At 70.2% G+C, this 1,166-nt stretch carries 1 protein-coding gene and 1 pseudogene; both read right to left on the bottom strand.

Going from position 1 to position 1,166, the window contains the following annotated elements; all coding sequences use genetic code 11:
* A partial coding sequence (locus tag AC1DQP_RS20765; RefSeq protein WP_478052466.1) for a hypothetical protein occupies positions 1-321 on the bottom strand: 321 nt, incomplete at its 3' end.
* Between the two features lie 142 nt (positions 322-463).
* Positions 464-1,166, bottom strand: a pseudogene (locus AC1DQP_RS20760) (M56 family metallopeptidase); the annotation flags it as partial.

Genomic DNA, 1,166 nt, shown 5'->3' with positions numbered 1-1,166 from the left:
CCCCTGCTGTGCCACCCGCTGGTGGCCGAATTCATTGATGCCGCGTTGGGTCAGGTCGCTGGAAATCTGCGCGACCTGCATCGCGTCCTGCAGGTTGCCGACCGGGCTTCCCATCGCGTTGCCCACCACCATGCCCAGGCCGAAGGCGGCCATGCGCTGGCCCTTGGTCCTGACCGCCACGGTGCCGACGCCCTTCAAGGGCTGGAACACGATACCGGCGGCTTTTACGCCGTCGACGGTGTCGGCCTGCACGGCGCCTGCGGACGGGGAGACCAGCATGGCGCACAGCGCCACCGGCAGTAGCGCGATCGGAAACTTCATGAACATCCTTGTCGAACCGGGAAAGAGTGCAGATGCCCGGGAGCGACGCGTACCGCGCGCCCGCCGCCTGCGTAGGCGTATCGGCAGGGGACGGGCGAACTTGAGTGGCCGGCGACAACGGCGCCCGCGCGGGGCGCTTGCCTCAATTGCCCAGACGCTGCGCCTTGCCGCTTGACAGGGCCTGGTCGATGACGATGCGGACTTCGCGCATCGCACGTGCCGACGCCACCGCCTGCTGCTGGGCCAACGTCGCCTGTTGCCTGCCGAATTCGGCCTGCTGCCGCGCAGCGCTTGCCATCTGACTGGCATCCAYCGCCCGGCGCGCGTCGATGCGTGCCTGACGTGCGGCGCGGCTGGCGGCGGAGGCCGCCTCGACGCTGGCCTGACGTGCCGCCTGGTTGGCCACTTCGGCCACATCCACCGAGGCCGTCGCATCGGCGGCGACCTGCAACGACACCGTTGCCATGTGTTCGCCGATGTCTGCCTGGCGATCGCCCAATGCGGCCTGCGCATTGCCCAGCGCGGCCACCTCGGCCTGCGTACGGATCAGCTGCTTGAGCACGGCCGGATCGCGGATCAGGTAGCGCGTCTGGCCCCGACGCACCCACAGGGCGGGTTCGCCGTTACCCGCATCGTGCCGCGCCTGCTTGAGGTCGGCGAGCGAGGCGTTGACCAGGTTGTCGCCGTTGCTCATCAGTACGAAGGCCTGCCCCGGTTGCTGGGAGAKGTTGAGCTGGCCGTGGGTGACGAACGAGGTGTCCGTGCCCAGCGCCTGCGGCTGCTGCGGTGCGCGCGGTGGCGCAGGCGCGGTCGCCGCTGCCGGGGCCTGCGGCGCGGGCATCGGC

It is taken from the genome of Stenotrophomonas sp. P5_A8, assembly GCF_056400545.1.
The sequence above is the reverse complement of the archived record's forward strand: the minus strand, read 5'-3'. Positions and strand labels throughout refer to the sequence as shown.